Below are 26917 nucleotides of genomic sequence, written 5' to 3' on the forward strand. Positions count from 1 at the left end.
AAGGCCGCACTGCCACTGAGTGATTTAGCGGTAAAACAACGAATACCCCACCTGCCCCACCGCCTCATTCAGCAACTGCCCGCTCTGCCAGATCGATTTGAATTCCGGCAGCCAGCCACCAAACGGTCGTGCATTGTCGGTCCCGAGAAAACCCACGGGCGCCGGCACCACTTCAAACCCTGCCTGCTGAAAACACCACACGGCACGCGGCATGTGCCAGGCCTGCGTCACCACCACGACGCGCTTGATGCCCTGGGGCAACAAAATGTCGGCGCTGAGTTTGGCGTTTTCCCAGGTGGTACGGCTCTCGCCTTCCTGCCAGCGCGTGGTCACGCCGAAATCATCGCGCAGCGAATCGGCCATCAGCTTCGCTTCCGTCGGCGGTGTGCCGTAATGCAAGCCGCCGCTGGTCAGGATCGGCAACCCGGACGCCTTGGCCAGCCGCGCGGCATAGCGCTGACGCTCCAGCCCCACGCCAGTCGGCTGATCCTCGCCCCAGGCCAGGTCGCCGCGCTCGCGCCCGGAACCCAGCACCACAATGGCATCGGCGCGCTGCGCCAGCATCGACCACGCATCACGGGGCAGCGGAGGCTCACGCTCCAGCGCTTTGGCGCCCCACTGCACCACCACCGGCAAGCTCATCAGCCAGAAACCACCCAGGCCAAGGGCGAAACACAGGCCGGCCAGTCGTGGCCGGGAGCGGCGCAGCCACCAGGCGACCAGTAACAGCAGTAAAAGAATGCCAGGCGGCAATAGAAGTTGTTTGATGAAGTAACGCAAGGGCATCGGGGCATCTCCAGAGATGCCCGAAGCCTAAGAGTGTTAATAGAGCGTTACAACCGATAGGGTCGGATCCTGTTGAAAAAGATCCGTTTCTTGCCGCCTTGCGCTTATTTGGCCTGCAAAGAGCGAACCTTGACGGTGTCTTTGCCGGGCGCCTTGTCCTTGAGCCAGATGACCTTGGCCGATTGTGGTGCATCGAGCTGCTTCACTGCCTGTGACAAGCTGCCATGCGACTCACGTTCACTACGATCCAGATAGGCCTTGACCAGTTTGAACTCGGCGGGGCTCAAGCCACGCAATTCCAGTTCCACGGGGCGCTCGTCGCGCAGCCGGCCAGCGGTTTTTGCAGCGTCGAGCGCCATGCCCAGACGATCCATCAACCGTTCGTACAACTCGGGTTTCGTCACGTTTTTCTGCCGTTGCTCCACCATCCCTCACCTCATTGAAGATAAGACTCACTCCCCAATAAGAGCTTAGCTTCGCTGCACAAACCGGCTGAACGCCGCGACCAACGGCCCTCGCCACGGGTTTCCGGGGCCAGACAGCTGTAATCAGGGTTTCCCTAGGCCAAGCGCGGTCATGTATGCTACGGCGCTTCCTGTCATTCCACTTCCAGCTTGTCCGGAGCATCCCCGGAAGGCGCGTTGAAGAGGATTAGGCCACCCCTATCCAGTACAAAAGTAGCCATGCACGAACAATATCAGCCCCGTGAAATCGAAGCCGCCGCCCAGTCGTTCTGGGACGAGCAAAAGTCCTTTGAAGTCAGTGAACAGCCAGGCAAGGAAACCTACTACTGCCTGTCGATGTTCCCTTACCCCAGCGGCAAGCTACACATGGGGCACGTGCGCAACTACACCATCGGCGACGTGATCTCCCGCTACCAGCGCATGCAAGGCAAGAACGTTCTGCAACCGATGGGTTGGGACGCCTTCGGCATGCCGGCGGAAAACGCCGCGATGAAGAACAACGTCGCACCCGCCAAGTGGACCTACGAAAACATCGCCTACATGAAGTCCCAGCTGCGCAGCCTGGGCCTGGCGGTGGACTGGTCCCGTGAAGTGACCACCTGCAAGCCGGACTACTACCGCTGGGAACAGTGGCTGTTCACTCGCTTGTTCGAAAAAGGCGTGATCTACCGCAAGAACGGCACCGTGAACTGGGACCCGGTCGACCAGACCGTACTGGCCAACGAGCAGGTGATCGACGGTCGCGGCTGGCGTTCCGGCGCGCTGATCGAAAAGCGCGAAATCCCGATGTACTACTTCAAGATCACTGCTTACGCGGATGAGCTGCTGGAGAGCCTCGACGAACTGACTGGCTGGCCGGAACAGGTCAAGACCATGCAGCGCAACTGGATCGGCAAATCCCGCGGCATGGAAGTGCAGTTCCCGTACAACGTCGACTCGATCGGCGAAGCAGGCACCCTCAAGGTTTTCACCACCCGTCCGGACACCCTGATGGGCGCGACCTACGTTGCCGTGGCTGCCGAGCACCCGCTGGCGACCCAGGCCGCGCAGAACAACCCCGAGCTGCAAGCGTTCATCGCCGAATGCAAGGGCGGCAGCGTCGCTGAAGCCGACGTCGCCACTCAAGAGAAGAAAGGCCTGCCGACCGGCCTGTTCGTCGAGCACCCGCTGACCGGCGAAAAACTCCCGGTGTGGGTCGCCAACTACGTGCTGATGCACTACGGCGACGGCGCGGTGATGGCGGTCCCGGCGCACGACGAGCGCGATTTCGAATTCGCCCACAAGTACAACCTGCCGGTGAAATCCGTGGTGCGCACCAGTTCCGGTGACAGCAACCCGGCTCCGTGGCAAGACGCCTACGGCGAGCACGGCACGCTGATCAATTCCGGCGAGTTCGACGGCCTGGACTTCAGCGGCGCCTTCGACGCCATGGAAGTCGCCCTGATCAAGAAAAACCTCGGTGCCTCGCGCACCCAGTTCCGCCTGCGCGACTGGGGCATCAGCCGTCAACGCTACTGGGGCTGTCCGATCCCGATCATCCACTGCGCCACCTGCGGTGACGTGCCGGTGCCGGAAGACCAGTTGCCGGTGGTGCTGCCGGAAGACGTGGTGCCGGACGGCGCCGGTTCGCCGCTGGCGCGCATGCCGGAATTCTACGAGTGCAGCTGCCCGAAATGCGGCCAGCCTGCCAAGCGTGAAACCGACACCATGGACACCTTCGTCGAGTCCTCGTGGTACTACGCCCGTTACGCCTCGCCGCACTTCGAAGGTGGCCTGGTGGAAAAATCCGCGGCCGACCACTGGTTGCCGGTGGATCAGTACATCGGTGGTATCGAACACGCCATTCTTCACCTGCTGTACGCGCGTTTCTTCCACAAGCTGATGCGTGACGAAGGTCTGGTCAGCTCCAACGAGCCGTTCAAGAACCTGCTGACCCAGGGCATGGTGATCGCCGAAACTTACTACCGTCGCGAAGCCAACGGTGCCTACACCTGGTTCAACCCGGCGGACGTGGAACTGGAGCGTGACAGCAAGGCCAAGGTCATCAGCGCCAAACTGAAATCCGACGGCTTGCCGGTGGAAATCGGTGGCACCGAGAAAATGGCCAAGTCCAAGAACAACGGCGTCGACCCACAGTCGATGATCGATCAGTTCGGCGCCGATACCTGCCGCCTGTTCATGATGTTCGCCTCGCCGCCTGACATGAGCGCCGAATGGTCCGACTCCGGCGTTGAAGGCTCGCACCGTTTCCTCAAGCGCGTCTGGCGTCTGGCGCAGGCCCACGTCACCCAGGGCCTGCCGGGCAAGCTGGACATCGCCGGCCTGAACGACGAGCAGAAAGCCGTGCGCCGCGCCATCCACCTGGCCATCAAACAGGCCAGCCACGACGTCGGCCAGAATCACAAATTCAACACCGCCATCGCTCAGGTGATGACGCTGATGAACGTGCTGGAAAAAGCTGCGCAAAGTACCGAACAGGACCGCGCGCTGATTCACGAAGGCCTGGAAGCCGTGACTTTGCTGCTGGCTCCGATCACGCCGCACATCAGCCATGAGCTGTGGAATCAGCTGGGCCACGCTGACCCGGTGATCGATGCCGGCTGGCCTGCGGTCGATGAGAGCGCACTGGTACAGGACAGCCTGCAACTGGTCATTCAAGTGAATGGCAAGCTGCGTGGCCAGATCGAAATGCCGGCCAGCGCCACCCGCGAAGAAGTCGAAGCGGCTGCCCGCGCCAACGAAAACGTGCTGCGTTTCGTCGACGGTCTGACCATTCGCAAAGTGATCGTTGTACCGGGGAAACTGGTCAACATCGTCGCCAGCTAAATTGGATTGGGCGTCAGGTTCGCCTGACGCCCTGTAAAACCTTTCGGGCCGCAGGGTCGGCCCACATGGTTTCAAGGGGAGCAACACAATGATCAAACGCAATCTGCTGGTGATGGGCCTCGCCGTTCTGCTGAGCGCCTGCGGTTTCCAGCTGCGTGGCACCGGCACCAACGAACTGTCGATCAAGGAGCTCGATCTGAGCGCCCGTAACGCTTATGGCGAGACTGTCACCCAGCTGCGTCAGGTGCTCGAGTCCAGCGGCGTCAAGGTTTACAGCGGTGCACCGTACAAGCTGTATCTGGCTGACGAGCAGGAAAACCAGCGCATCCTCAGCTACGCCGGTGCCGGTCGTACGGGCGAGTACCAAGTGACCACCGTGCTGAACTACGACATCGTAGGCGAACACAATCTGAACCTGTTGAGCGACAAGCTTGAAGTACAGAAAGTGTTCATTCACGACGGCAACAACCTCATCGGCTCCGATCAGGAAGCCAACGACGCCCGTCGCGAAACCCGTCGCGAACTGGTTCAGCGCATGATGCTGCGCCTGCAACAGCTGACGCCGGGCCAACTGCAGCAATTGCAGCAAGCGGCCAACGACCGTGCCCGGGCTGAAGCCGACGCGCTGAAGGCGGCACAGAAAGCTGAAGCGGAAACCCCGCGTCAGTCGCCGCTCGAACTGCCGCAGCAGTAAGACGTACGGGGCGCTCAGGCGCCCCGTTCGCCCTCTCTTATGAAGCTCGCTCCCGCTCAACTCGGCAAACACCTGCAAGGCGCGCTCGCGCCCGTCTATATCATCAGCGGCGATGACCCGCTGTTGTGCCAGGAAGCCGCCGACGCCATTCGCAGTGCTGCCCGCCAGCAAGGTTTCGACGAACGCCAGGTGTTCGCCGCCGACGCCAATTTCGATTGGGGGACCTTGTTGCAGGCCGGCGCCAGCATGTCGCTGTTCGCCGAAAAACGACTACTGGAACTGCGCCTGCCTTCGGGCAAGCCCGGAGACAAGGGCGCTGCCGCGCTGATCGAATACTGCTCGCGCCCCGCTGAAGACACGGTGCTGCTGATCAGCTTGCCCAAGCTCGACGGCAGTGCGCAGAAAACCAAGTGGGGCAAGGCCCTGGTCGAAGGCCAGCAGACCCAGTTCATCCAGATCTGGCCGGTGGATGCCAACCAGTTGCCGAGCTGGATTCGCCAGCGTCTGTCGCAGGCCGGCTTGTCGGCCAGCCAGGACGCGGTCGAACTGATCGCCGCACGCGTGGAGGGCAACCTGCTCGCCGCCGCGCAGGAAATCGAAAAGCTCAAGCTGATGGCCGAAGGCGGGCAGATCACCGTCGAAACCGTGCAGGCCGCCGTGGCCGACAGTGCGCGCTTCGACGTGTTCGGCCTGACCGATGCCGTGCTCAACGGCGAACCGGCGCATGCGCTGCGCATGCTCGAAGGCCTGCGCGGTGAAGGCGTCGAGCCACCAGTGATCCTCTGGGCACTGGCGCGGGAGTTGCGCCTGCTGGCCAACATCTCGCTGCAGTACAGCCAGGGCACACCGCTCGACAAGTGCTTCAGCCAGGCGAAACCGCCGGTCTGGGACAAGCGCAAACCGCTGATGAGCAAAGCCCTTCAGCGCTACTCGGCGCAACGCTGGGCACAGTTGCTGCTCGAAGCCCAGCGCATCGATGCGCAGATCAAAGGCCAGGCCGCCGGTTCGCCGTGGATGAGCCTGAGCCGATTGGCGTTGTTGATGGCTGGACAGCGCCTGACTCTTCCCGCCGAATAAAAGCAAAAGATCGCAGCGTGCCGCAGCTCCTACACCGATCCTTGTAGGAGCTGCGGCACGCTGCGATCTTTTGATCTTTTTTCCCACACATCGCCTCGCCAACTGTCCTATAGACAGATGCCCGACATCGGCAGATTATTGCCCCCGCAACACCCACACACCGAGAGATCCATCATGAGCAAAAAGCCATCGAAACATGGCCCGAACAAGGCCAAATCCATCATCGCCCAACCCCTGTTCCGCAGTCGCCAGGAACGACCGACCAAGGGCAAAGGCAGCTACCGCCGCGAAGCCTTCCAGTCTAAAAGCTGGGAGGCTTCTTACTTTCTGGCTGCCTGAAGCACACTACCCCCCGGGCATGTTAAGGTCTGTACCTGAATCGTATCCCCTGGAACCGTGCATGCCCTTTAGTCTTTCCCGTCGTTGGCCCGTTCGCCAACTGATCGCTGCCTCCAGCTTCATTCTGCTTGTCGCCTGCGCGGAAAAACCTACCGCTGCCGATGCGCAACCTCTTCAAGCCGCCCCTGTCGCAACAGCCCCGGCAATCATCCCGCCGGTAGTGCCGTCCGCCGACCCGCTTGATCTTCAGCCAACCCAGACCTTTGCCGAATGGCAGGCGGGTTTCCGCAAGGATGCCTTGGCAGCCGGGATCCGCGCCGATCTGTTCGACCGCGCGTTTGCCAATGTCAGCTTCGATGCCAGCGTGATCAAAGCCGACCGCAGCCAGCCGGAGTTCTCCCGTCCGGTGTGGGAATACCTCGATGGCGCCCTGTCACCGCTGCGGGTGCGCAAAGGTCAGGCGCTGATCAGTCAGTACGCCGACATCCTGCAAAGCATCGAGCAGCGCTATGGCGTTGATCGTCAGGCGCTGGTGTCGGTGTGGGGCATGGAAAGCAACTTCGGTCAGTTCCAGGGCACCAAGTCGGTGATCAACTCATTGGCGACCCTGGCCTACGAAGGCCGGCGTCCGGGCTTTGCCCATGCGCAATTGATCGCGGCGCTGCAGATCCTGCAACAGGGCGACATCACGCCTGAGAAGATGCTGGGCTCGTGGGCCGGCGCGATGGGCCAGACCCAGTTCATTCCGACCACCTACAACACCCACGCCGTAGACTTCGACGGTGATGGGCGCCGCGACATCTGGGGCAGCCCGGCCGATGCCTTGGCCTCCACCGCGCACTACCTGCAAAGCTCGGGCTGGCAGCGTGGCCAGCCGTGGGGCTTTGAAGTGCAGCTGCCGAGCGGCTTCAACTACACCCTGGCCGATGGCGCGATGCGCAAGACCGTTGCCGAATGGCGTCAACTGGGGGTGATTTTGCCGAATGGCGGTCAGGCCCCGGTCGGCTCGGATCAACTGTCCGCCGCCCTGCTGCTGCCGGCCGGCTACCGTGGCCCGGCGTTCCTGATCCTCGATAACTTCCGGGCGATCCTCAAGTACAACAACTCGTCGTCCTATGCACTGGCGGTCAGTCTGTTGTCCGAGCGTTTCAATGGCGCAGGCCTGATCAACGGCACCTGGCCGAAAGACGACCTGCCATTGAGCCGCACCGAGCGTATTGAATTGCAGAACCTGCTGAGCGCGCGTAACTACGATGCGGGCACGGCGGACGGGATTATCGGCGCCAATACGCGCAAGGCGATTCGCAGCGCGCAGCAAGCGTTTGGCTGGCCGGCGGACGGGTATCCGACGCATAAATTGCTTGAGAGCCTGCGTACTCAATAAAGCAAGATCAAAAGATCGCAGCCTTCGGCAGCTCCTACAGGGTAAACACCCATCCCATGTAGGAGCTGCCGCAGGCTGCGATCTTTTTTGCTTTCTTATCGGGTGACTACATCCTGCTCCAGCATCAACTCCTTTTTCCCCGCATCCAGCCGCACCAGCGCGCCCATCGGCAGCGTCAGGTTCGGGTCGCAATGGCCGCTGCGCCATCCCGACAGCACCGGAATCCGTAACGGTTCGAAGGTCTGTTTGAGCAAACGATTCAGTGCATCGACATCCACTCCCGCCACATCCCCGACCAGCACGCCCCGCAATCTCGCCAGTTTGCCGGCCAGACGCATCTGCGTGAGCAAGCGGTCGATCCTGTACAGCGGCTCGTTGACATCCTCGATTAACAGGATTACGCCTTCCACGTCGATCTCGTAAGGCGTACCCAATGTCGAGGCAATCATTGCCAGATTGCCGCCCAGCAGCCGCCCATGGGCGATGCCCGGTTCGACCGTGGTCAATGGATAAGCCACCGGATGGCTAAGCACGCTGCCGGCCTTCACCTGACCGCGCAGCATGGCGAAGAATGAGCTGACGGTCGGCGGCTCCTTGTCGCCCAGCAAGTCAGCGTTGAGCAGCGGGCCGTGGAAGGTCACGAACCCGGCGTAGCGACTGATCGCCAGATGCAGTGCGGTGATGTCGCTGTAGCCGACAAATGGCTTGGCATGACGGGCCAGCAGGTCGTAATCGATCCGATCCAGCAAGCGCGGCGTGCCGTAACCACCGCGCAGGCATATGATCGCATCCACTTCGGGATCGGCGAACGCGGCGTGCAGGTCGTTGAGGCGCACGTCATCGCTGCCGGCCAAATAGCCGTCCTTCGCGTAGACACCCGGAAACACTTTCAGCGCATAGCCGCGGGCACGCATCCACTGCACAGCCTTGTCGGTGTCCAGCGCGCCGGGGCCGGCGGGGGCGATCACGCCGATCAGCCCTTCGGACGGCAGCGCCGGTACGGGTTTATGCGGAAAAAGGGTGTGAGTCGGTCGAACGGTCATCCATGGGTCTCCCTGTGTGAAGTCTTGCAGACACAGTAGTCAGGAACAGAAATAAACAAAAGGGCTGAGACTACCCAATAACCCGTGGCGAGGGAGCTTGCTCCCGCTGGGTTGCGCAGCGACCCCAAGTTTTTTGAGACTGAGTCGCACCCTGGCGGAAGCAAGCTCCCTCGCCACAGGTTTTCACAGGCCGAAACAAAAATACCCGCCGAAGCGGGTATTTTTTTGCAGACTGTCAGCCCCGGATCAGGAACCGAGCAGTTCAGCCTTGACCAGTTTCGCCTGCTCGTCGGCGTGATACGAGGAACGTACCAGCGGGCCGGAAGCAACGTTCTTGAAGCCCATCTTGTAACCTTCCTCGGCGAACCAGGCGAAGGTGTCCGGATGCACGAAACGCTGCACCGGCAAGTGGCTGCGGGACGGTTGCAGGTACTGGCCGAGGGTCAGCATGTCGATGTCGTGTTCGCGCATGCGCTTCATGACTTCGATGACTTCTTCGTCAGTCTCGCCCAGCCCCAGCATCAGGCCGGATTTGGTCGGGATGTGCGGCATCATCTGCTTGAAGCGTTGCAGCAGGGTCAGCGACCACTGGTAGTCCGAACCCGGACGCGCAGCCTTGTACAGGCGCGGCACGGTTTCCAGGTTGTGGTTGAACACATCCGGCGGCTCGGCGGCGGTGATTTCCAGGGCGATGTCCATGCGGCCACGGTAGTCCGGGACCAGGGTTTCCAGCTGCACATTCGGCGACAGCTTGCGGATCTCGCGGATGCAATCGGCAAAGTGCTGGGCACCGCCGTCACGCAGGTCGTCGCGGTCAACCGAAGTGATCACCACGTACTTGAGCTTGAGATCGGCAATCGCGATCGCCAGGCTTTCCGGCTCGTTGACGTCCAGTGGCTTCGGACGACCGTGGCCGACGTCGCAGAACGGGCAGCGACGGGTGCAGATGTCGCCCATGATCATGAAGGTCGCGGTGCCGCCGGAGAAGCACTCGCCCAGGTTCGGGCAGGACGCTTCTTCGCAGACGCTGTGCAGCTTGTGCTTGCGCAGCAGGCTCTTGATCCGGTCGACTTCCGGCGAAACCGGGATGCGCACGCGAATCCAGTCGGGTTTCTTCGGCAGTTCGGTGGTCGGAATGATCTTCACCGGGATGCGTGCAACCTTCTCGGCGCCGCGCAGCTTGACGCCGGCTTCAACCTTGGGACGCGGGGCCGGGCGCTCGGTCACGTCGAGCGTCGGGATCATGGTTTGCACTGCATCAGTAGTCATATCAGTCGATTCCGCCCGTCAGGGTCGTCTGCTCAGCATAGTCGAGGTGTTTGACGAGCTGCGCGCGCAGCCGGGCACTTACCTCGGCAAATTCAATCGATCCTGCGTGATCGCTCAGCTGGGTCATCGCCAGCCCGGCATAGCCGCAGGGATTAATCCGTCGAAACGGCTCCAGGTTCATATCCACGTTCAGGGCCAGGCCATGAAAGGAACAACCGTGGCGAATCCGCAAACCCAGAGAAGCGATTTTCGCTCCGTCGACGTAGACGCCGGGAGCATCTGGCTTGGCGGCGGCGGTGACGCCGTAGCTGGCCAGCAGTTCGATCAGGCACTGTTCCATGCGCGTGACCAGATCACGTACGCCAAAGCCCAGCTTGCGCACATCCAGCAACAGGTAGGCCACCAGTTGGCCGGGGCCATGATAAGTCACCTGCCCGCCGCGATCGACCTGTACCACCGGGATATCCCCCGGCAGCAACAGGTGTTCGGCTTTGCCGGCCTGGCCCTGGGTGAACACCGGAGGGTGCTCGACCAGCCAGATCTCGTCGGCGGCATCGTTGCCGCGTTCGTTGGTGAAGCGTTGCATGGCATGCCAGACCGGCTCGTAAGGCATCTGGCCAAGTTCGCGAACGCCCAGCGTGCCCGGCATCACAACACCATGTGTACGAAACCGGTCGCCCGCAGTTCGCTGTTGATGTTGTACAGCTGATCCTGATCGGTCGCGACGATGTGCAACTGGATGGTGGTGTACTTGCCGTTGCTGCTCGAGCGTTCGTCGACACGCTCATCGTTGATGGTCGCGAATTTCTTCACGATCTCGATGATCTTGTCTTTGTGCCCGACGCCCGTATCGCTGATTACCTTAACCGGATAATCAACCTGGGGGAATTCGATCTTTGGCGCCTTTACTTCGGTATCGGTCATGGCGTAACGGCCTCGTAAGCGTAAGCCGTGGTAACGCACATGGCCCCGAACCGGACAGGAACGGGGCCATGCAGGTCAACACTCAATCAGTTGAACAAGCCGTAGAAGAATAGACGGATGCTATCCCACATGCGGCGGAAGATACCACCCTCCTCGACAGCGTCCAGGGCGATCAGGTCAGCGCTGTGCACCACCTTGTCGTCCAGTTTCACTTCGACTTTACCGATCACGTCGCCCTTGGCGATTGGCGCGGTCAGTTGCGGGTTCATGGTCATGCTGGCAGCGAGCTTTTTCAGCTGGCCTTTTGGCAGGGTCATGGTCAGGTCTTCAGCCAGGCCGGCCTTGACTTGACTGGTGGTGCCTTTCCACACCGGGGCCTGAGCCAGTTCGGTGCCCTTCTGGTAGAAGGTCTGGGTTTCGAAGAAACGGAAACCGTAGGTCAAAAGCTTCTGGGTTTCAGCGGCGCGAGCCACTTCGCTGTTGGTGCCGAACACCACGGCGATCAGACGCTGGCCATCACGTACCGCCGAGGACACCATGCAGTAGCCGGCTTCGTCGGTGTGACCGGTTTTCAGACCGTCAACGGTCTTGTCGCGCCACAGCAGCAGGTTGCGGTTAGGCTGCTTGATGCCGTTCCAGAAGAACTCTTTCTGCGAGTAGATCGCGTAGTGAGCCGGGTCTTCGTGGATGATCGCACGGGCCAGGATCGCCATGTCGTGAGCCGACGAGTAGTGCTCAGGGTTCGGCAGACCGGTCGGGTTCATGAAGTGCGAGTTGGTCATGCCCAGATCGGCGACCGTCTTGTTCATCAGGTCGGCGAACGCGTCTTCGCTGCCGGCGATGTGCTCGGACAGCGCCACACTGGCGTCGTTGCCGGACTGGATGATGATGCCGTGCAGCAGGTCGCTGACGGTCACTTGCGAGCCGACCTTGATGAACATCCGCGAACCGCCGGTACGCCAGGCGTTTTCGCTGACGGTCACCGGATCGTTTTCACCGATCTGGCCACGACGGATTTCCAGCGTAGCGATGTACGCGGTCATCAGTTTGGTCAGGCTGGCTGGCGGCAGACGCTGGTCACCGTTGTTCTCCACCAGCACGTTGCCGCTGCTGGCGTCCATGAGCACGTAGGCTTTTGCAGCCAGTTGAGGTGGCGACGGCATCATCTCGGCCGCGAAGGCGGCTGGCGAGAGGAGCAGCGGGACTAGCAGACACAGGCGTTTGGCAAAGGTGGTGATGTTCATCCGTCTCTCGAAATCGCTAATGGAAACTTGCCCGAGGGCAAAACTATTCAGACAGCCTTCTAACGGGCCATCGCGTGTTCAGTTGCTCACTCCAGTCACCCTTGCCGGGCTTTTGTTCTTCGACGAGCCAACAACCTGGTTCACCCCCCAAAACCGCAAGTGAACCGTCAATCAAGTGCTACGTATATTACTCGGTGACCACGCTCGGCGAACCGAGATTGGCCAGGCGCACGCTGTTCTGCACCTGGGCGATTTCACCCGGCGAACCGATCGGCCCCAGGCGTACCCGGTGCAGGGTCTGCTGATTGCGCACGATCGAGCTGATGAACACCGGAGCGCTCACCATCCCGCTGAGCTTCGACCTCAGGAGTTCTGCAGCGTCCGGGTTGGCGAACGCGCCCACCTGCAGATACTGGCCAGACGCTGGTGCAGAAGCGTTTTTTTTTGCGCTGATCTGTACAGGTACAGTGTCAGAGGCATGTTGCTGCGGCGGCGGCGTCCACTGCTCGATGGTACCGGCCGACGCCGTGATCACCGGGGCGCTATTCTGCGCGACTTGCGGCTCGTTGAGCATCAGCGGCGCCGGACGGCCTTTCGCGGCCCACCATTGCTGCGGATCGATGCCCTCGACCTTGACCCGTGCAGTGCCGATTTCGGCATAACCGAGCTTCTTCGCGGCCGCGTAGGACAGGTCGATGATCCGGTCCGAATAGAACGGCCCGCGATCGTTGACCCGCAGGATCACGCTCTTGTTGTTGTCCAGGTTGGTCACCCGAACGTAACTTGGCAGTGGCAGAGTCTTGTGAGCGGCACTCATGCCGTACAGGTCATACACTTCGCCGTTGGCGGTGTTTTGCCCGTGGAACTTGGTGCCGTACCAGGAGGCCGTGCCCGAGGCAACGTAGGTCTTGGATTCCTGCAACGGGAAATAGGTCTTGCCCAGCACCGTGTACGGGTTGGCCTTGTACGGGCCGGTGTGCAGGGTCGGCGTGGCGTCGGGGATGCGCGAAACATCGACATCCCACCACGGCGCGCCGTCTTTGTGTGCGCGATTGATGTCCAGCCCCGGCTGTGCACGCACGGCGGTGGACGAGGTCTTCTGGGTTGGCGCGCGGCTGGTCGAACAGCTGGCGACCAGCACCGCCAACGCAGCGAAAGCCACCAGCTTCAGGGGTTTATTGATAGGCAATGCCCGCATTACTTGACGCCCCGTGCTTTTACCAGCTCTTCAGACAGTTGATGTACGGCCATGGCGTACATCACGCTGCGGTTATAACGCGTGATCGCGTAGAAATTCTTCAGGCCCATCCAGTATTCAGGGCCGTTGTCGCCTTCGAGGCGAAATGCAGTAACCGGCATATCATCGCGCAGCGCATCATGACTTGACCAGCCCAGCGCCCGCAACTCTCCGACCGTTTTCGTCGGCTCGATGCCGGTGGTCAGGCCTTCATCGACCTGCTCGCCGCGCACATCGGCGCGACTGACCACCGGTTCCCCGGCGACCCAGCCGTGGCGCTTGAAGTAGCTGGCCACGCTGCCGATCGCATCGTCCGGATTGGTCCAGATATTGATGTGACCGTCACCGTCGAAATCCACCGCATAGGCGCGAAAGCTGCTCGGCATGAACTGCGGCAAGCCCATCGCCCCGGCGTACGAGCCTTTGAGGGTCAATGGATCGACTTGTTCTTCACGGGCCAGCAGCAGGAACTCACGCAATTCCTTGCGGAAAAATTCGGCACGGGGAGGATAGTCGAAACCGAGCGTGGACAGCGCATCAATCACCCGGTAATTGCCGGTATTACGTCCGAAAAAGGTCTCGACGCCGATGATCGACACGATGACTTGTGCCGGTACACCGTATTCCTGCTCGGCGCGGGCCAGTACGGCCTCGTGCTGGCGCCAGAAGTCCACACCACGGGCGATGCGCGCGTCGGTGATGAACATCGGGCGATATTCTTTCCACTGCTTGACCCGCTCGGCGGGTTTGGAGATGGCGTCGAGAATCGCCTGCTTGCGCTGCGCTTCGCGGAACACCGCCATCAGTTGCTCGCCGGCAAAACCGTAGTCGCGGGTCATTTCACCGACGAATTCGGCCACCTGCGGTGAACCTTCGTAATCGCCGGCCAGCGCTTCCTGCGCGCTGCCAAGGATGCCGACCAGGCCGACCCACGGCGCGTAACGAGTCGCCCAGCTGCGCATGACTTGCATTGAACTCTTCACCTTATTCAAACCTGTGCGATCCACTTGCGATGCGTATGAATCGACATCAAAACCCCAAACGCTGACAGCAGTGTCACCAGCGAAGTTCCTCCGTAGCTAATGAAGGGCAACGGCACCCCCACCACCGGCAACAGGCCACTGACCATACCGATGTTGACGAAAACATAAACAAAAAACGTCATGGTCAGCGCGCCGGCGAGCAGTTTGCCGAACAGCGTCTGCGCCTGGGCGGTAATCACCAGGCCGCGACCGATCAGCAACAGATAGATCAGCAGCAGCGCGCAGATGCCCACCAGACCGAACTCCTCGCCGAGTACGGCGATGATGAAGTCGGTGTGGCTTTCCGGCAAAAAGTCCAGGTGCGACTGGGTGCCCAGCAGCCAGCCCTTGCCGAACACACCGCCGGAACCGATCGCGGCTTTCGACTGGATGATGTTCCAGCCGGTGCCGAGCGGATCGCTTTCCGGGTCGAGGAACGTGAGGATCCGCTGCTTCTGATAGTCGTGCATGATGAAGAACCACATGGCGATCGCCACCGGTACGGCGGCGGCCAGCACGCTGAGGATCCAGCGCCAGCGCAGCCCGCCCATAAACAGCACGAACGCGCCGCCGGCCAGAATCAGCAGCGACGTGCCGAGGTCAGGCTGGCGCACGATCAGAATGAACGGCACACCGATCAGCATCAGGCTGATGCCAACGTGCTTGAGCTGTGGCGGCAGCGTGCGTTTGGACAGATACCAGGCAATCGTCGCCGGCATCAGGATCTTCATGAACTCCGAAGGCTGGAAGCGGATCACCCCGGGGATGTTGATCCAGCGCGTCGCGCCCATGGCGTTGTGGCCCATGATGTCCACCACCATCAGCAGCACCACGCCGACCACGTAACCGAGCGGCACCCAACGCGCCATGAACCGCGGTTCGAACTGGGCGATGACAATCATCGACACCAGGCCGATGCCGAACGACGTAGCTTGTTTGCCCAGCAGATCCCAGCTCTTGCCACTGGCTGAATACAGCACGAACAGACTGCCCGCCGCGAGGATCAGCAGCAGGATCAACAGCGGGCCATCGATATGCAAACGTTGCAGCAGCGTCGCCCGGCGACGCATCACATCCTCGCTGGAGAGCATGCGATCAAAATTATTCATCACGGGCCGTAGCCTCCGCACTGATAGGACCGGCGTATTCGGCCTTCAATCGACCATCCTGGTCCAGAAGCCAGGCGTCCATGACCTGACGCACCACTGGCGCGGCGACCCCGGAGCCGGACTCACCGTTCTCGACCATCACCGAGACCACGATTTTCGGGTTGTCGGCCGGGGCGAAACCAACGAACAAGGCGTGGTCGCGGTGGCGCTCCTGAACCTTGGAACGGTCGTATTTCTCACCTTGCTTGATTGCGACGACTTGTGCCGTACCGGACTTGCCGGCGATGCGGTATTGCGCACCGATCGCCGCCTTGCGCGCGGTCCCTCGGGCGCCGTGCATCACCTGCTGCATGCCGTGGTTGACCTTGGTCCAGTCGGACGGATCACGCAGGACAATGTCCGGCATCGGGTTCTCGTCTACCGGTTTGGCGCCTTCGATGGTCTTGGCCAGGTGCGGGCGGTTCCAGATGCCTTTGTTGGCGACCAGCGCCGTGGCCTGCGCCAACTGCAACGGTGTGGACTGCATATAACCCTGGCCGATCCCCAGAATCAGGGTTTCGCCCGGGAACCACGCCTGCTTGCGTGTCGCGCGTTTCCACTCGCGGGATGGCATCAGGCCGGGGGATTCTTCGAACATGTCCAGCGAGACCTTCTGGCCGATGCCGAACTTGTTCATGTAGGCCGACAACCGATCGATGCCCAGCTTGTGCGCCAGGTCATAGAAGTAAGTGTCGTTGGAACGCATGATCGCCGTGTCGAGATCGACGAAGCCGTCACCGGTGCGGTTCCAGTTGCGGTATTTGTGATCGTAGTTGGGCAGCATGTAGTAACCGGGGTCGAACACCCGGCTCGACGCCGTCACTACGCCAGAATCGAGACCGGCAATCGCCACTGCCGGCTTGATCGTCGAACCCGGCGGGTACAGACCGCGCAGCACCCGGTTGAACAGCGGACGGTCGATGGAATCGCGCAGCTCGGCATAGGCCTTGAAGCTGATGCCGGTGACGAACAGGTTCGGGTCGAAGCTCGGCTGGCTGACCATCGCCAGCACTTCGCCAGTCTTCGGATCGAGCGCCACCACCGCGCCGCGACGCCCGCCCAGCGCAGCTTCGGCCGCTTCCTGCAGTTTGATGTCCAGGCTCAGGACGATGTCCTCGCCGGGAATCGGATCGGTCCGTTTGAGCACGCGCAGTACGCGGCCGCGGGCGTTGGTCTCGACTTCCTCGTAACCCACCTGGCCGTGCAGTTCCGGCTCGTAGAAACGCTCGATGCCGGTCTTGCCGATGTGGTGGGTGCCGCTGTAGTTGACCGGGTCGAGGCTCTTCAGCTCTTTCTCGTTGATGCGCCCCATGTAACCCACCGAGTGCGCAAAATGCGCGCCCTGCGGGTAATGGCGCACCAGTTGCGCAACCACTTCCACCCCAGGCAGGCGGAACTGGTTCACCGCGATCCGGGCGATTTGCTCTTCGGTCAACTCGAACAGGATCGGCACCGGCTCGAATGGCCGACGCCCCTGACGCATGCGTTTCTCGAAGATCACCCGGTCCTCGGGCGTCAGTTGCAGCACTTCGACGATCACGTCGAGCACTTGCTGCCAGTCGCCGGAACGCTCGCGGGTCATGCTCAGGCTGAAGCTCGGACGGTTGTCCGCCACCACCACGCCGTTGCGGTCGAAGATCAGCCCGCGGGTCGGCGGAATCGGCTGCACGTGGACGCGGTTGTTTTCCGAGAGCGTCGAGTGGTACTCGTACTGGATCACCTGCAAATAGTACAGCCGCGCAATCAACACGCAGATCAACAGCATGACCGCAATGGCCCCGAACACGACGCGGCTGCGCACCAGGCGGGCGTCCTTTTCGTGGTCCTTGATGCGGATCGGCTGAGACATGAGGGCAGGACTACTTGTGGTAAGGGTGGCCGGACAGCACGGTCCAGGCACGGTACAGCTGTTCGCCGATCAGGATCCGCACCAGCGGGTGCGGCAAGGTCAGCGGCGACAACGACCAGCGTTGATCGGCGCGGGCGCAGACTTCCGGCGCCAGCCCTTCGGGGCCGCCGACCATGAAATTGACCGTGCGCGAATCCAGCCGCCAACGGTCGAGTTCGACCGCCAGTTGCTCGGTGCTCCAGGGCTTGCCGTGGACTTCCAGCGTGACGATCCGCTCGTTCGGCCCGACCTTGGCCAGCATGGCTTCGCCTTCCTGGCGGATGAAACGGGCCACGTCGGCGTTCTTGCCACGGGTATTGAGCGGAATTTCCACCAGTTCCAGCGCCAGCTCGGACGGAAGACGCTTGGCATATTCATGCCAGCCTTCTTCCACCCACTTGGGCATGCGTGAACCGACGGCGATCAGTCGCAGTCGCACAGCAATCCCTTACAGCTGGTCTTTGTTGAGCTTGGTGAAATGCTCGTGGGTGTTTTCCGGGCTGTGGTGCTTGGCATCCGCCGCACGGCTTTGCTCGGCACCGGCCCACAGGCGCTCCAGGTCGTAGAACTGACGTGCCGAGGCAGTCATCATGTGCACGATCACCAGGTCGAGGTCGAGCAGCACCCAGTCGCTGTCGCCCTTGCCTTCTTCGCCCAGCGGCTTGGCGCCCTGCTTTTTGACTTCTTCACGGACCTTGTCCAGCATCGCGTTGATCTGACGATTGGACGTACCGGTGGCGATGATCATGTAGTCGGTGATGCTCTGCTTGTCGCGAACATCGATGATCTGGATGTCTTGTGCCTTGACGTCTTCCAGGGCTGCCACGGCAACCTTGACCAGCTCGTCGCCCTTCAGCGGCTCGTTGGTGTTGGCGACTTCCGGCAGCGGCGCGCTCTTGAACGTGCCTTTGCGCTTGACTTTGCTTACATCTTTGTCGGTCATATAAAACTCGTTTTGCTCATGTATTCGGCGGCTTGGCGATACGTGGATTCGTATCAGTGAAGCACGCCTTGTTCAGTTCGACGCACGGTACAGACCGTGCGCATCGATGTAGGCCAGGACCGCGTCGGGCACCAGGAAACGTACCGACTTACCGCTGGCCAGCAGTTGACGGATCTGGGTGGCGGAAACCGCGAGCGGTGTCTGCCAGACGAATGCAATCTGTCCGCTCGGCCCTTTCAGGGCCAGCGGGTCGCTCACCGAACGCGCTGCCAGCAGGTTGCGCAAGGCATCCGGCGGTTCGCTGTCGGCGTCCGGGCGCTGTAGCACCAGGATGTGGCAATGCTGGAGCAACTCTTCCCAGCGGTGCCAAGTGGGCAGGCCGCAAAATGCGTCCCAGCCCAAAAGCAGAAAAACCTGGGTCTCGGCGGCCATTTCAGCACGCATCAACTCCAGGGTATCGATGGTCCAGGACGGCTTGTCCCGCTGCAATTCGCGGGCGTCCACCACCAGCGGCGGCACTCCGGCCACCGCGCACTCAACCATTGCCAGCCGATCCTGCGCCGACACCTGCGGCGTATCGCGGTGCGGCGGCCGGGCGCTGGGCATCATGCGCAACTCGTCGAGCGCCAGCGCTTCGGCGACTTCCAGCGCACCGCGCAAATGGCCGATGTGCACCGGGTCGAACGTGCCGCCCAGCACGCCGATGCGTTGCGGGCGAGACTCGCTGCCGGGTTGCGGCGCTGTCAGGTCGAGGTCGGTCAAGTCAGACCGTCGCCTGGCCGCGCAACTGGCCATCACCGACCACGATGTACTTCTCGCAGGTCAGTCCTTCGAGGCCCACCGGACCGCGGGCGTGCAGCTTATCAGTAGAAATGCCGATCTCGGCACCCAATCCGTATTCGAATCCATCGGCGAAGCACGTCGGGGTGTTGATCATCACCGATGCCGAGTCGACTTCCGCGACGAAACGCCGAGTGTCGGCGAGGTTTTCGCTGACGATCGAGTCGGTGTGATGCGAGCCGTAATGGTTGATGTGTTCGATGGCCTGGTCCAGTCCGTCGACCACGCGGATCGACAGGATCGGCGCCAGATACTCGGTGCTCCAGTCGTCTTCGCTGGCCGCCACCGCGTCGATGCTCGCCCGGGTGCGTTCGCAACCACGCAGCTCGACGCCTTTTTCGCGGAACTGGGCAGCCATCGACGGCAGGAAATCCTTGGCAACACTTTGATCGACGAGCAAGGTCTCCATCGCGCCGCAGATGCCATAACGGTAAGTCTTGGCATTGAAGGCGATGCGCTGGGCTTTCGCCAGATCGGCATGGGCACTGACATACACGTGGCAGATGCCGTCCAGGTGTTTGATCACCGGCACGCGGGCATCGCGGCTGATGCGCTCGATCAGGCCACGGCCACCGCGTGGCACGATCACGTCGACGTACTCGGGCATGCTGATCATCGCGCCGACGGCGGCACGGTCGGTGGTTTCGACCACTTGCACCACCGCTGCCGGCAACTCGGCCTCGGCCAGACCGCGCTGAATGCACGCGGCAATCGCCCGGTTGGAGTGAATCGCCTCGGAGCCACCGCGCAGGATGGTCGCGTTGCCGGACTTCAGGCACAGGCTGGCGGCATCGATGGTCACGTTGGGCCGGGATTCGTAGATGATCCCGATCACGCCCAGCGGTACGCGCATCTTGCCGACCTGAATGCCGGACGGGCGAAAGCTCATGTCGCGGATCGCACCGACCGGGTCCGGCAGTGCCGCCACCTGACGCAGGCCGACGATCATGCCGTCGATGCGTGCCGGGGTCAGTTCCAGACGCTCCAGCAGTGCCGGTTCCAGACCGTTGGCGCGACCGGCGGCCAGATCCTGTTCATTGGCTGCGGCCAGCTCGGCGCGCGCAGCGTCCAGCGCATTGGCAGCAGCCTGCAGGGCGCGGTTCTTCTGCGCGGTGCTGGCACGGCCGATGACCCGGGAGGCTTCGCGGGCGGCGCGACCCAATCGGGTCATGTAGGCAAGAACGGACTCAGTCATGGTCTGCTGGGGTCTTGGCAAAGAGGAAAGCGGCAGATTATAGCTGTCGCGTCCCGGGACTAACAGCGGTGACAGGCGGATGGTCGAAATGGACTGCAATTTGCCGACGTTCAGCCGTAATTAAGCCGCGGATTGTTATCATCACGACCTCCTTCGCCTGGATAAACACCGTTTGCCATGTCCAACCTGACCGTTCGCGCCACCGCCGGGCGCCTGCCACTGGGCCTTCCGGACGCTTTCTTTGACCGTGACGCGCAAATGCTGGCCCGCGATCTGCTCGGCAAAGTCATCCGCCACCGGGTCGGCGATCTGTGGCTCAGCGCCCGGATCATCGAAACCGAAGCGTATTACTGTGCAGAAAAAGGCAGCCATGCCTCCCTCGGCTATACGGAAAAACGTAAGGCTTTGTTTCTGGATGGCGGACACATCTATATGTATTACGCCCGTGGCGGCGATTCGCTGAACTTCAGCGCCCAGGGGCCGGGCAACGCCGTGTTGATCAAATCCGCCTACCCGTGGGTCGATGAAATCAGCGGACCGGCCAGTCTGGCGCAGATGCTGCTGAACAACCCCGATACTCAGGGCCGACCGCGCCCTTCGCAAAAGCTCTGCGCCGGGCAGACGCTGCTGTGCAAGGCGCTGGGGTTGAAGGTGCCGATGTGGGACGCCAAGCGTTTCGATCACGAGCTGATGCTGGTGGAAGACACCGGGCCGGCGCCGACCCAGATTATCCAGACTACCCGCCTGGGTATCCCCCAGGGCCGCGACGAGCACCTGATGTATCGCTTCGTCGACGCCACGTATGCCCAGTGGTGCACGCGCAACCCGCTACGCCGGGGTCAGGTCGAAGGTCGCGATTATTTCCTGCTGTAAATACAAACCCGTGTAGGAGCTGCCGAAGGCTGCGATCTTTGTTTTTAACAGATCAAAAGATCGCAGCCTTCGGCAGCTCCTACATGAGGTGATCAATAAAATGGAGTTATTTGTATGGGCCCATGGCTCGATAGCGTGACCGGTTGGCTGGCGGCCAATCCGCAGTGGCTGGCCGCCGCCGTATTGATTGTCGCCTTCGTGGAGTGTCTGGCGATTGCCGGGCTGATCGTGCCCGGCACGGTGTTGCTGTTTGCCGTCGCGGTACTGGCCGGCAGCGGCGCGTTGTCGCTTAGCGAGACCCTGCTGCTGGGCTTTCTCGGCGGTATTCTCGGCGATGTGATTTCGTATTTCCTCGGCCGCCACTTCCATCAGAACATCCGCCGCTTGCCCGGCCTGCGCCATCATCCGGAATGGATGGCCGGGGCCGAAATCTACTTCCAGCGTTACGGCATTGCCAGCCTGCTGGTCGGGCGCTTCATCGGGCCGTTGCGGCCGATGCTGCCGATGGTCGCCGGGATGTGCGACATGCCCTTCCCGCGTTTCGCCGCCGTCAGCCTGCTGGCCGCCGCCGGCTGGAGCGTCGCCTACCTGCTGCCGGGTTGGGCCACCGGCGCGGCGATCCGTCTGCCGCTGCCGGAAGGTTTCTGGCTGCAAGCCGGCATCGTCGCCGCCAGCATTGCAGTGATGATCGGCCTGAGCGTCAACAGCAGCTTGCGCCAGCATCGCCGCGCGACGATCTGGATCAGCAGCATGAGCCTGTTGATTCTGATCGGACTGTTTATTGGCTATCCGTACCTGCACGCCCTCGACCAGGGCGTGATGACCCTGGTGCAGGAGCATCGCCAGCCAATGCTCGATGAAATCGCGGTGACGTTCACCCTGATCGGTGAATTCCGCAACATGCTGCTGTTCAGCGCCCTGCTCACCGGTCTGTTGCTGCTTTGCCGGCAATGGCGTCAGGCAATCTTTGCCGGCGGTACGCTGCTGTGCACCGCGCTGCTGAATACCGTCACCAAACAGTTTTTCGCCCGGGTTCGCCCGGACGTGCTGACCGATCCGCTGACCAGCTACAGCATGCCCAGCGGCCATGCCTCGGGATCGTTCGCGCTGTTTCTGGTGCTGGCGGTACTCGCCGGTCGCGGACAACCGCCGCGCATGCGTCTGACCTGGCTGTTGCTCGGCTGTATTCCGGCGCTGTCGATTGCCTTGTCGCGGGTTTATCTGGGCGCGCACTGGCCGACGGATATTCTGGCCGGCGCAATGCTCGCAGCGTGCGTGTGTGCGGCGGGGTTGTGGCTGAGCCAGCGCAAGGCGCCGCTCAACGCCATGCCGTTCAAGGTCTGGTGGCTGATCCTGCCGGCGCTGCTGGCGCTGTTCAGCCTGTTCGTTCTGCGGCATTTGCCGGACACGATGTTGCGTTACGCTTATTGAGAAGCAAAAGATCGCAGCCTGCGGCAGCTCCTACAAGGGTTTTGTTCACCTGCGCACGATGGCGCAGGTGTAAACGAAATCCCGTGTAGGAGCTGCCGCAGGCTGCGATCTTTTTCGATGGCTCAGGCGAACAATTCGCCCTGAAGCTCATCGAGCAGCGCCTGGATCGCATCCAGTCGCTGCTGCGGATCGTCGAGTTGCAGCAGGTCGATCTTGTCTTCTTCGGCGAACGGCAGCAGATAGGCCAGTTGATTGGCCAGCGACTGCTGCCCCAGCGCTTCGGTGCCCATGTTCAGCGCCTCGACCATCGGGTGCTCGGCCAAGGCCTTGAGCAGCGCCACCAGATCGGCGTCTTCGTCCTGCAACGGTTGCTCCGGTTCATCGTCTAGCCATTCGATGTCGGCGAGGATCAACTGATCGCGCTGCACCTCAGTGCGCAGCACCTGAAAGCGCCGCCCGCCCTGCACCCGGATCCCCAACAGACCGTTGTCCTGTTGCTGGAAATCGGTAATCCGCGCCTCGCAACCGACCAAGGCAAAGCCTTCTGGCGCAACGCCGACTTCGTGGCCGTCGAGGATGCACACCACGCCGAAACCGCCGCCCTGTTTCATGCAGCGGCCGATCATGTCCAGGTAGCGCGCCTCGAAGATCTGCAAGTCGAGGTTGCAACCGGGGAACAGCACTGTGTTGAGCGGGAAAAGCGGCAGACTCATAGACATTTCCTTACACCACCATCGACACCGCCAACGGCAGGAACACCGCCGTGGCCACGCCCATCAGACTCATCGCCAGCGCCGCGAAGGCGCCGCACTCATCGCTTTCCTGAAGCGCCACCGAGGTGCCGACCGCGTGTGCGGTCATGCCCAGCGCCATGCCGCGCGCCTCGGGGCTGTGCACGCCGAGCCGAGTCAGCAGCGCCGGGCCGAAGATCGCGCCAATCACCCCGGTGATCAGCACGAACACCGCCGCCAGCGCCGCCACGCCACCGATCTGCTCGGCCACCAGCATGGCAATCGGCGAGGTCACCGACTTGGGGGCCATGGTCATCAGGATCATGTGTTCGGCACCGAACCACCAGCCCAGCAAAACACCCATGCCCGTGGCGACCACCCCACCAATCACCAGCGTAGTAAAAATCGGCCAGAACAATTGGCGGATGCGCTTGAGGTTGAGATACAGCGGCACCGCCAGCGCCACCGTCGCCGGCCCCAGCAAAATGCTGAGGATCTCGGTGCTCTTGCGGTACTCGGCGTAAGTCAGGCCGCAGCCGACCAGCACGCCGATCACCAACAGCATGGAGACCAGCACCGGTTGCAGAAAGATCCAGCGGGTTTTCTCGAACGCCGCCAGCACCAGTTGATAGGCGCCAAGGGTGATGCCGATGCCGAACAGCGGATGATGAATGACCGAAGCCCAGGCACCTTGCCAATCGAAGAGCATCAAGCGTCCTCCGAGTTCGGTGCGTGACGCTTGACCAGCCGTTGCATCAACACGCCGGCGAAGGCCATCGACAGAATCAACGACAGCACCAGCGCGCCGACAATCGCCCAGAAATCGGCGGCAATGTCGCTCGCATACACCATCACGCCCACCGCCGGCGGCACCAGCAGCAACGGCAGATAACGCAGCAGACTGCCGGCCGCGAGGTTCAGCGGCTCGCCGACTTCACCGCGGATGATCAACAACACCAGCAACAGCAGAAGGCCGATGATCGGCCCCGGCAGTACCGGCAACAGCAAATGGTTGAGCGCCGTGCCGAGCAATTGGAACAGCACCAGCATGGTCAGGCCACGTAACAACATCAGACATCTCCCCCCGCAAGTCCTCGGCATTATAAGCACGGCAGCGCTATGGATCGGCATTCGCCAAAAGCATGGTCGGTTGACCGGAGCAAATCGTCATGTTGATCTACAGTGGTTCGCAGGGCGGTCAAATCCCCCACCTGAAAAACTATAAAACCGATGAACCCAAGGAGAGTCTCAATGCCCTATGTTCCCGTTGCAGAGCTCAAAGATTATGTCGGCAAGGAACTCGGACGTTCCGAATGGCTCACCATCGATCAGGAGCGCATCAACCTGTTCGCCGAAGCCACCGGGGATTATCAGTTCATCCATGTCGACCCGGTCAAAGCCGCGCAAACGCCATTTGGCAGCACCATTGCCCACGGTTTCCTGTCGCTGTCGCTGATCCCGAAACTGATGGAAGACATCCTCGTGCTGCCGCAAGGCCTGAAGATGGTGGTCAATTACGGTCTGGACAGCGTGCGTTTCATCCAGCCGGTGAAGGTCGATTCAAAAGTGCGCCTGAAAGTCGATCTGGCCGAAGTGACCGAGAAAAAACCCGGTCAATGGCTGCTCAAGGCCACCGCGACGCTTGAGATAGAAGGCTCGGACAAACCGGCCTACATCGCCGAACCGTTGTCGCTCTGCTTCGTTTAAGTGGCCCGGATGCGAAGCGGCTCACGCTGTTTCGCACTCCCTCTCTATATATGCGACACATAGCTGCGGCATACTCGGTCGCCTAATTGCCCGGATCCCGCTATGCGCCCACTCGCTTCTCTTGCACCCCTTGCCCTGACCCTGATGCTCACCGCGTGCGGCGACGGCGAATCGCTGTTGCCCCCGGATGCACGGCTGCCGGACGGCGGGCGCTATCGCGGCGAACTGGTCAACGGCTTGCTGCAAGGCCAGGGCCGGGTCGACTACCCCAATGGCAGCTGGTACGCCGGGCAGTTCGACAAGGGCCAATGGCATGGCCAGGGCGAGTGGCACGGCAGCAACGGCGAGGTCTATCGCGGCCAGTTCCAGCAAGGCCTGTTCGATGGCCAGGGCAGCCTGACCACCAACGCCAGCAGTTACACCGGCGGCTTCAAGCAGGGCCGGCGCGACGGTGAAGGTACGCTGAAAGAAAACGGCATGACCTACCGTGGCGAGTTCAAGGCTGACCAGTATTCCGGGCTGGGCCGTCTGGAAATGGACGACGGCAGCTCCTATCAGGGCCAGTTCGCCCACGGCAAACCCAACGGCGAAGGCCAGCGCGGCGATTCCAGCGGCAACACCTTCAGCGGCCATTTCGTCAACGGCCAGCTCGAAGGCAATGGCACCTTCAACAGTGCCGATGGCGACATCTATGTCGGCGGCTTCAAGAACAGCCAGCTGCACGGCAAGGGCCGCTACGAGAACGCCGACGGCGACGTGTGGCTCGGCCAGTTCAAGGAAGGCGCGCTGACCGGCAAGGGCGAATTGATCGGTGCCGACGGCAGCCACTACATCGGCTTCTTCAACGACTGGCGCTTCAGTGGTCAGGGCCGCTTGAACCTGTCTGACGGCAGCTTCTACATCGGCGGGTTCGACAGCGACAGCTACGCCGGGCGCGGCACCCTGGTGCTGACCGACGGCACCGTGCTCAGCGGCACCTGGATCAACGGCCAGCGCGTACGTGACGTCGACGGCAAGCTGTTGCCCGACACCCTCGAACTCGGCTTGCTGGCCCAAGGGCGTCTGCTCGATGACGCACTGGCCGCTGTGCCCGCCTCGACGCCAGCAGTCGAGCTGTACACCCTGACCCTCGGTGGCGACGGCAAACAAAGCGTGTTCCTGCGCGAGTCCGACTACGTCGCCAACATGCTCACCACACGCTTCGGTGCCTTCGGCCAGATTCGTCTGGTCAACCACCGCGACCACCTCGTCGACCGGCCGATGGCCACCCGCGAAAACCTGCGCCGCGCCGCGCAGACTTTGGCTGAACGCAGTGGCCCGGAGGACCTGATCTTCATCTACCTGACCAGCCACGGCACCGCCGAACACGAACTGGTGCTCGACCAGCCGCGCATGGAGCTGGCGGACCTGCCCGCCGACGAGCTCGCCACGGTGCTGGCGCCGCTGAAAAACCGAGATAAGGTGATCGTGATTTCATCGTGCTATTCCGGTGGTTTCATCCCCGCGCTGAAAGATGAGCGCACCCTGATCATGACCGCCTCGCGTGCCGATCGGGTGTCGTTCGGTTGCTCGGAAGAAGCCAACTTCACCTACTTCGGCGACGCCTTGTTCGCTCAGGCACTGAACCAGACCGACGATCTGGAGCAGGCCTTCAAACTGGCCAAGGCCACCGTCGCCGAGCGCGAACTGGCGGATAACTTCGAAGCCTCGGAGCCACAGATCTGGGCACCGAAAACCGTGCTGGCGCACTGGCAACTGCTGCGTAAACAGCAGGCAAGAAAAGCGTTGCAGAGTGCTGCATTGAACGACGGAGCAACAAACAGCAACTAAGCTGAACAGTATCAAGGGAGAA

Annotated in this window: 27 protein-coding genes; 9 read left to right on the top strand and 18 right to left on the bottom strand. The window is 61.8% G+C overall.

Going from position 1 to position 26917, the window contains the following annotated elements:
• Positions 1-24 precede the first annotated feature (24 nt).
• Positions 25-786: a YdcF family protein gene (locus tag ABV589_RS11055; protein WP_367085832.1), complete on the bottom strand. Its 762-nt coding sequence runs from the start codon at positions 784-786 to the stop codon at positions 25-27.
• Between the two features lie 104 nt (positions 787-890).
• The gene (locus ABV589_RS11060) at positions 891-1214 is read right to left on the bottom strand and encodes a hypothetical protein (RefSeq protein ID WP_007960569.1); all 324 of its coding nucleotides are present in this window, start codon (positions 1212-1214) and stop codon (positions 891-893) included.
• A 255-nt stretch (positions 1215-1469) separates the two neighbouring features.
• Here ABV589_RS11060 and leuS point away from each other — a divergent pair, with 255 nt between their 5' ends.
• The 5 genes from leuS to ABV589_RS11085 all read left to right on the top strand — a co-directional run bounded on the left by leuS (position 1470) and on the right by ABV589_RS11085 (position 7570).
• Positions 1470-4076: a leucine--tRNA ligase gene (gene leuS, locus ABV589_RS11065; RefSeq protein ID WP_367085834.1), complete on the top strand. Its 2607-nt coding sequence runs from the start codon at positions 1470-1472 to the stop codon at positions 4074-4076.
• Between the two features lie 88 nt (positions 4077-4164).
• The gene (gene lptE / locus ABV589_RS11070) at positions 4165-4770 is read left to right on the top strand and encodes an LPS assembly lipoprotein LptE (RefSeq protein WP_367085835.1); all 606 of its coding nucleotides are present in this window, start codon (positions 4165-4167) and stop codon (positions 4768-4770) included.
• A 39-nt stretch (positions 4771-4809) separates the two neighbouring features.
• On the top strand, positions 4810-5847 hold the full coding sequence (gene holA / locus ABV589_RS11075) for a DNA polymerase III subunit delta (RefSeq protein ID WP_007960578.1): 1038 nt from the start codon (positions 4810-4812) through the stop codon (positions 5845-5847).
• Between the two features lie 174 nt (positions 5848-6021).
• Positions 6022-6186, top strand: coding sequence for an alternative ribosome rescue factor ArfA (gene arfA, locus ABV589_RS11080; RefSeq protein ID WP_367085836.1), 165 nt, complete (start codon positions 6022-6024; stop codon positions 6184-6186).
• Positions 6187-6247: 61 nt separating this feature from the next.
• Complete coding sequence (locus ABV589_RS11085; protein ID WP_367085838.1) at positions 6248-7570, top strand: lytic murein transglycosylase; 1323 nt, start codon at positions 6248-6250, stop codon at positions 7568-7570.
• A gap of 95 nt (positions 7571-7665) precedes the next feature.
• Here ABV589_RS11085 and ABV589_RS11090 read toward each other — a convergent pair whose 3' ends face one another.
• From ABV589_RS11090 to ABV589_RS11150, 13 genes are all read right to left on the bottom strand, one after another.
• On the bottom strand, positions 7666-8613 hold the full coding sequence (locus ABV589_RS11090; protein WP_367085839.1) for an LD-carboxypeptidase: 948 nt from the start codon (positions 8611-8613) through the stop codon (positions 7666-7668).
• 246 nt (positions 8614-8859) lie between these two features.
• Positions 8860-9858 (bottom strand): lipoyl synthase, encoded by a 999-nt coding sequence (gene lipA / locus ABV589_RS11095; protein WP_160768663.1) that lies wholly within the window; start codon positions 9856-9858, stop codon positions 8860-8862.
• A 25-nt stretch (positions 9859-9883) separates the two neighbouring features.
• Positions 9884-10531: a lipoyl(octanoyl) transferase LipB gene (lipB, locus tag ABV589_RS11100; protein WP_367085841.1), complete on the bottom strand. Its 648-nt coding sequence runs from the start codon at positions 10529-10531 to the stop codon at positions 9884-9886.
• Entirely contained in the window at positions 10531-10806 is a 276-nt protein-coding gene (locus ABV589_RS11105) for a DUF493 domain-containing protein (protein ID WP_003228544.1), read from the bottom strand. The genes lipB and ABV589_RS11105 overlap by 1 nt, the downstream gene beginning before the upstream one ends.
• 86 nt (positions 10807-10892) lie before the next feature.
• A complete protein-coding gene (locus ABV589_RS11110) occupies positions 10893-12050 on the bottom strand; it encodes a D-alanyl-D-alanine carboxypeptidase family protein (RefSeq protein ID WP_003228546.1) in 1158 nt (385 codons plus the stop codon).
• Between the two features lie 187 nt (positions 12051-12237).
• Positions 12238-13248 (bottom strand): septal ring lytic transglycosylase RlpA family protein, encoded by a 1011-nt coding sequence (locus ABV589_RS11115; RefSeq protein ID WP_007960588.1) that lies wholly within the window; start codon positions 13246-13248, stop codon positions 12238-12240.
• Positions 13248-14258, bottom strand: a complete 1011-nt coding sequence (mltB, locus tag ABV589_RS11120) for a lytic murein transglycosylase B (protein WP_007960589.1) — start codon at positions 14256-14258, stop codon at positions 13248-13250. The genes ABV589_RS11115 and mltB overlap by 1 nt, the downstream gene beginning before the upstream one ends.
• 17 nt (positions 14259-14275) lie before the next feature.
• Positions 14276-15379 carry a rod shape-determining protein RodA gene (gene rodA, locus ABV589_RS11125; protein WP_047296919.1) on the bottom strand — a complete coding sequence of 368 codons (1104 nt, stop codon included), beginning with the start codon at positions 15377-15379 and terminating at the stop codon, positions 14276-14278.
• Positions 15380-15410: 31 nt separating this feature from the next.
• On the bottom strand, positions 15411-17306 hold the full coding sequence (gene mrdA, locus ABV589_RS11130; protein ID WP_367085842.1) for a penicillin-binding protein 2: 1896 nt from the start codon (positions 17304-17306) through the stop codon (positions 15411-15413).
• A 10-nt stretch (positions 17307-17316) separates the two neighbouring features.
• Positions 17317-17784: a 23S rRNA (pseudouridine(1915)-N(3))-methyltransferase RlmH gene (gene rlmH / locus ABV589_RS11135; RefSeq protein WP_003185785.1), complete on the bottom strand. Its 468-nt coding sequence runs from the start codon at positions 17782-17784 to the stop codon at positions 17317-17319.
• A gap of 9 nt (positions 17785-17793) precedes the next feature.
• Positions 17794-18288, bottom strand: coding sequence for a ribosome silencing factor (rsfS, locus tag ABV589_RS11140; RefSeq protein WP_007960601.1), 495 nt, complete (start codon positions 18286-18288; stop codon positions 17794-17796).
• Between the two features lie 72 nt (positions 18289-18360).
• Positions 18361-19083, bottom strand: a complete 723-nt coding sequence (gene nadD / locus ABV589_RS11145; protein ID WP_367085843.1) for a nicotinate-nucleotide adenylyltransferase — start codon at positions 19081-19083, stop codon at positions 18361-18363.
• Positions 19052-20323 (bottom strand): glutamate-5-semialdehyde dehydrogenase, encoded by a 1272-nt coding sequence (locus ABV589_RS11150; RefSeq protein WP_367085844.1) that lies wholly within the window; start codon positions 20321-20323, stop codon positions 19052-19054. Before ABV589_RS11150 ends, nadD begins: the two co-directional genes overlap by 32 nt.
• Before the next feature lie 177 nt (positions 20324-20500).
• Here ABV589_RS11150 and ABV589_RS11155 point away from each other — a divergent pair, with 177 nt between their 5' ends.
• Both ABV589_RS11155 and ABV589_RS11160 read left to right on the top strand, forming a co-directional pair.
• Positions 20501-21196 carry a DNA-3-methyladenine glycosylase gene (locus ABV589_RS11155; protein ID WP_367085845.1) on the top strand — a complete coding sequence of 232 codons (696 nt, stop codon included), beginning with the start codon at positions 20501-20503 and terminating at the stop codon, positions 21194-21196.
• Positions 21197-21310: 114 nt separating this feature from the next.
• On the top strand, positions 21311-22627 hold the full coding sequence (locus tag ABV589_RS11160) for a bifunctional DedA family/phosphatase PAP2 family protein (RefSeq protein ID WP_367085846.1): 1317 nt from the start codon (positions 21311-21313) through the stop codon (positions 22625-22627).
• A gap of 122 nt (positions 22628-22749) precedes the next feature.
• Here ABV589_RS11160 and ABV589_RS11165 read toward each other — a convergent pair whose 3' ends face one another.
• From ABV589_RS11165 to ABV589_RS11175, 3 genes are read right to left on the bottom strand one after another with little or no spacing between them, the layout of a single operon-like run.
• Entirely contained in the window at positions 22750-23340 is a 591-nt protein-coding gene (locus ABV589_RS11165) for an LON peptidase substrate-binding domain-containing protein (protein WP_367085848.1), read from the bottom strand.
• Between the two features lie 10 nt (positions 23341-23350).
• A complete protein-coding gene (locus tag ABV589_RS11170) occupies positions 23351-24067 on the bottom strand; it encodes an LrgB family protein (RefSeq protein ID WP_007960614.1) in 717 nt (238 codons plus the stop codon).
• Positions 24067-24429: a CidA/LrgA family protein gene (locus ABV589_RS11175; protein WP_367085849.1), complete on the bottom strand. Its 363-nt coding sequence runs from the start codon at positions 24427-24429 to the stop codon at positions 24067-24069. Before ABV589_RS11175 ends, ABV589_RS11170 begins: the two co-directional genes overlap by 1 nt.
• A gap of 180 nt (positions 24430-24609) precedes the next feature.
• Here ABV589_RS11175 and ABV589_RS11180 point away from each other — a divergent pair, with 180 nt between their 5' ends.
• Positions 24610-25065 carry a MaoC family dehydratase gene (locus tag ABV589_RS11180; RefSeq protein WP_367085850.1) on the top strand — a complete coding sequence of 152 codons (456 nt, stop codon included), beginning with the start codon at positions 24610-24612 and terminating at the stop codon, positions 25063-25065.
• A gap of 102 nt (positions 25066-25167) precedes the next feature.
• Positions 25168-26895 (top strand): C13 family peptidase, encoded by a 1728-nt coding sequence (locus ABV589_RS11185; RefSeq protein ID WP_367085851.1) that lies wholly within the window; start codon positions 25168-25170, stop codon positions 26893-26895.
• Positions 26896-26917: the final 22 nt, after the last annotated feature.

Origin of the sequence: Pseudomonas sp. HOU2 (assembly GCF_040729435.1) — a bacterium.
GTDB lineage: Bacteria > Pseudomonadota > Gammaproteobacteria > Pseudomonadales > Pseudomonadaceae > Aquipseudomonas.